General features: G+C 61.5%; 4 protein-coding genes. All 4 read right to left on the reverse strand.

All coding sequences use genetic code 11. The annotated features are described in order from the left end of the window. Positions 1 to 1,395, reverse strand: a 1,395-nt coding sequence (locus WA989_RS15710; protein ID WP_424341424.1) for a cobaltochelatase subunit CobN, incomplete at its 3' end; no start/stop codon positions are given. Beyond that, on the reverse strand, positions 1,385 to 2,899 hold the full coding sequence (gene bchB / locus WA989_RS15715; RefSeq protein WP_424341425.1) for a ferredoxin:protochlorophyllide reductase (ATP-dependent) subunit B: 1,515 nt from the start codon (positions 2,897 to 2,899) through the stop codon (positions 1,385 to 1,387). The genes WA989_RS15710 and bchB, both read right to left, overlap by 11 nt. Then, a complete protein-coding gene (locus WA989_RS15720; protein ID WP_424341426.1) occupies positions 2,899 to 4,206 on the reverse strand; it encodes a ferredoxin:protochlorophyllide reductase (ATP-dependent) subunit N in 1,308 nt (435 codons plus the stop codon). Before WA989_RS15720 ends, bchB begins: the two co-directional genes overlap by 1 nt. Next, positions 4,203 to 4,709, reverse strand: a complete 507-nt coding sequence (gene bchF, locus WA989_RS15725; protein ID WP_424341427.1) for a 2-vinyl bacteriochlorophyllide hydratase — start codon at positions 4,707 to 4,709, stop codon at positions 4,203 to 4,205. Before bchF ends, WA989_RS15720 begins: the two co-directional genes overlap by 4 nt. Positions 4,710 to 4,752: the final 43 nt, after the last annotated feature.

The raw sequence follows: 4,752 nt of genomic DNA on the forward strand, positions 1-4,752 counted from the left end.
GTCGTACCCAGCGCTCTGAAGCGTCTTGAACGTGTTGAGCAACGAGCTGAACACATCGAGATGCGCCGCTGTGCCGGCAGCCCCGCTATTGGGCGGGAAGTTGAACAGGGTGACGGCAATGCGCCGGTCGGTGGCTGGTGTCTGGCGAAGCGCGATCAGCTTGGAAATGCGCCGGGCCAGCATGTCGGCGCGTTCTTTATGGGCGCGCATCTTCAGCACGCCCGGCTGGTCAGGGTCGGTGGTGCGCGCGCCGAAAACGATCGGGCCGGTAGCGCCATCAAGCTCGGGGATCGCGACCATCATGGTCGACTCGACCGGGCTCAGCCCCTGTGCATTGGCCTGCCACTCTTCCAGCGACTGGAACTCGATGGCCTGCGCCGACAGGTACGGCACATCGAGCTTGGCCAGCATGTCTGCAGCAGCTTCTGAGTCATTGTAAGCGGGCCCGCCGACGAGCGAGAAACCGGTCAGCGAAATCACGGCATCGACATCGGCTTCGCCATCCTTCAGGAAATAAGCCGCGATGGCCGCGCGCGAATCGAGCCCGCTGGCAAAGGCCGGAACCACTTTCAGCCCGCGCGCTTCCAACGCTTCGATCACGCCATCATAATGGCCCGAATCCTTCGACAGCAGATAGGAGCGCATGAGCAGGAGGCCGACGGTCGGGCGGCGGCTGCGCGCCAGGGGCAGCTTGGCCTTCGATGTCACAATCGGCGGCGAAAGACGCGGGTGATAGAGCCCTGTCTCCGGATATTCGACCGGCGGCTCTGCCGGCAGCTGGCCGCGATAGAGGGCGCGCTCACCTGCGGCGTAGCGGTTGACCAGAAAGCGGACCAAATTCTCGATATTCTCGTCAGAGCCTGCGAGCCAGTATTGCAGAGAGATGAAATAGGCGCGCACATCCTGGGCCGTGCCCGGAATGAATTTCAGGATTTTCGGCACCTGGCGCAGCATCTTCATCTGATTCGCGCCGGCCTTGGCCTTGTCTGACGAGCCGCGAAGCTTCTTCAGAAGCGCGATCGGCCCGCTTTGCGGCTTGTCCATCTGGAAATTGTTGAGCCGGGTGAGCTTCATGACATCTGCCGCAGACATGCAGCCCAGCATCGCATCGCAATGCTCGCGCCGGGCCTGCAGCTCAGGCAGGACGGCATCGATATGATCGCTCATGAACAGCATGGAGGCGACGATGAAATCGGCCTCGCTGATCGCTGCCTTGCAGGCGTTCAGCGCATTGGCATCCTTGTCCCAGTCGACAGCGGCGTGAAAGGACAGCTCAAGACCGGGCATCGCCTTGCGCAGGCGAAGGCGGGCTTCAGAGACGGCGGTCTCCAGCTGGCGGTCGAGCGAAATCAGCACGACCTTGATGGTGGGGGAAGATGACGTATTAGCGGCCATAATGTGCCTTTGCGTCATAGAGCGTGTCGATCGAAATCGTTTTGAGTTGGCGCTCTTTTGCGAAAGCCTCGGCATTCTTGCGGGCCTTGCCGCGCACGAAGAATGGCACTTTGCGAAGTTCGGCTTCGGCCTCGGGCGCCCACCCGACATTGGTCGGAAGTTCGGTCACGGATGCGGATGATTGCGCATGGCCGGAAATATGCGACGGGCCAGCTTCGTCATTGAATTCGAAATCATCCCGGAACATGCCAAGGAGGTGTTCTTCCAGGCCCATCAACAATGGATGGATCCAGGTATCGAAGATGACGTTTGCACCCTCGAACCCCATTTGCGGCGAGTAACGCGCCGGGAAGTCATGCACGTGGACAGGCGCCGCAATGACCGCGCACGGTACACCGAGGCGTTTGGCGATATGGCGCTCCATCTGCGTGCCGAGGATCAGCTCAGGCTGGGCCTTTGCCATCGCCTCCTCGACTTCGAGATAATCGTCGGTGATGAGCGGTTCGACGCCGTATTTCTTGGCGGCCTCACGAATGTCGCGGGCAAATTCGCGGTTGTAGCAGCCGAGGCCGACGACCTTGAAGCCGATCTCCTCGCTTGCGACACGGGCGGCCGCAATCGCATGGGTCGCATCGCCGAAAATGAAGACGCGCTTGTCGGTGAAATAGGTCGAATCAACAGAGTTGGACCACCAGGGCAGATTGCTCTGTTCAAGATCCTCAGTCTCGACGAGATGGCCAAGCTTGCGAACTTCGGCGATGAAGTCGCGCGTTGCGCCAACCCCGATCGGGATCGTCTTCGTATAGGGCTGGCCGAACGTCTTTTCGAGCCAGCGGGCCGCCATCTCACCGGTCTCGGGATAGAGAAGCACGTTGAAGTCGGCATGGCCGATCTGGGTGATATCGTTGGGGTTCGCATGCAGCGGCGCAATGATATTGATGTCGACGCCAAGATAGGACAGCAGGCCCGCAATCTCGTTCACATCATCGCGGTGGCGGAAGCCAAGCGCGGTTGGCCCGAGAATATTGCAGCGCGGGCGGGACGAGCGGTCCCGCTTGATCTTGGTGTCGGCCAGCGAACGGACGATCTGATAGAAGGTCTCGGACGAGCCCCAATGCTCTTTCTTGGAAAATGATGGCAGGTCGAGCGCCACGACCGGCACAGGCAGGCCGACCCGCTTGGCAAGGCCGCCCGGATCGTCCTGGATCAGCTCTGCCGTGCACGACGCGCCGACCAGGATCAGCTTGGGATCGAAGCGTTCATAGGCTTCGTTCAGTGTCTTCTTGAAGACATTCGCCGTATCGCCGCCAAGATCGCGGGCCTCGAAGGTCGTATAGGCAACCGGCGGGCGCTCGGCGCGCCGTTCGATCATCGTGAACAGAAGATCTGCATACGTATCGCCCTGTGGGGCATGCAGAACGAAATGGACGTCATCCATCGCGGTCGCGACGCGCATCGCGCCAACATGGGGCGGGCCTTCATAGGTCCAGACGGTAAGTTTCATCAGACAGCGAGCCTCCGCTTGCGAACGAGCGGCCGAGCGAACAGCTCGGCGGCATCGCCGGCCTGGTCAAAGCCCTGAATGGGGGAGAACATCAGCTCGATCGACCATTTGGTAACGAGGCCGCGCGCTTCCAGCGGGTTGGCAAGGCCGAGGCCGCAGACCGTGAGGTCAGGCCGCGCCTCGATGCAACGATCAAGCTGAAGGTCAACGTCCTGGCCTTCCGACAGGCAGGGCTCGCCTTCGAGAAGCTCAAGCTCTGCGCCGAGCAGATCCTGGTGCAGGTATGGCGTGCCAACTTCGACAAGCTCCATGCCAAGTTCGCGGCTGAGAAAGCGCGCCAGCGGCACTTCAAGCTGGGAGTCAGGGAAGAAGAAGATCGACTTGCCGTCCAGCGTTTCGCGGTAGCGGGCGAGCGACTTCTGGGCCCGGCTGCGCGGCAATTCCACGACGGTCGAGAACCGGTCTTCGCTGACGCCCCAGATATTGGCCGCGGCGCGAAGCCATTCGGTCGTGCCTTCGACGCCGATCGGAAACGGTGCCTCGATGCGCTTGGCGCCGAGCTGGTCGAGCGCGCGGGCTGTATCGCGCAGAAAGGGCTGGGCCAGAATATAGTGCGTATTCGGTCCGATCTCCGGCTGGCTCCCGGCGGTCCGGCCCGGCAGGAAGTCGACATTGTCGATGCCGAGCGCGCTAAACAGGCGTCTGAACTGGTCTTCGACCACATCCGCGAGCGCCCCCACAACCAGAAGAGATTGGCTTGCCGCCTCGGTGGCGGCGGTATCGTCGACCAGGGCGGCAAGACATCCGTCTTCGCCCTGCGTGAACGTCGTCTCGATGCCGGAGCCTGAATAGTTCAGGACCCGTACATTCGGCAGGAAACGCTTCGAGAGCCGCTTGGCCGCCACGGCGAGATCGAGCTTGATGACTTCTGACGGGCAGGAGCCGACCAGGAAGAGCATCTTGATGTCCGGGCGGCGCGCGAGCAGCCGGTCGACGACGCTGTCGAGCTCGTCATTGGCGTCGGCGAGGCCTGCCAGGTCGCGGTCCTCAAGGATGGCGGTCGCAAAGCGCGGCTCTGCAAAGATCATGACGCCGGCGGCCGACTGGATAAGATGGGCGCAGGTCCGCGAGCCGACGACGAGGAAGAAGGCGTCCTGGATCTTGCGGTGCAGCCAGACAATGCTGGTCAGCCCGCAGAAAACCTCGCGCTGTCCGCGCTGGCGGATGATGTCGCGGTCGGGCCCAGTCTTGGTGTCAGACTTGGCGTCAGTCTTGGTGCCGGAATTGTTGGTTATCAGCGTGGTCATGCAGGCTCCCCTGCCCCGGCGATCCGGGGTTGCTGAAGCCGCGCCTGGCGAAGCTTCAGAATGAATTGGCCGGCATTTATGGCGTAGGTGGCATAGGCGGCGAGCGCGATGCCCATCTGGAGCGCCGGTCCGCCCAGCGCGAAGAAAGTGACGACGAGATAGGCGGTGTGAAGCGCCAGGACGAGCATCGAAAAGACGTCTTCCCAGAAGAAGGCGCGGGCGAAGAGATACTGGCCGAAAACGACTTTCTCCCAGATCGCGCCGGTCACCATGATCGTATAGAGAATGAAGGTTTTTACGCAGATCGAGATCGTGGCGATCAGATAGCCCTCACCCGATGTGAGGTAGCGCACGACGAAGATCAGGCTGATCGCGAAGACGATGAACTGGATCGGGGCAAGGACCGCCTGGACCATCGTCCAGACCGTTTCATCCCGCTTTATACGCTCAGCAGGCGTGTAAAGAGTTGAGCCCTCTGCAAGAGATCGCTTCCCGATCGACATCTCCGCTTTCCAATCTCGGTTCACGTCGAACGTACTCGCAGGC

Origin of the sequence: Henriciella sp. (assembly GCF_049649345.1) — a bacterium.
In the GTDB taxonomy this organism is placed as follows: domain Bacteria; phylum Pseudomonadota; class Alphaproteobacteria; order Caulobacterales; family Hyphomonadaceae; genus Henriciella.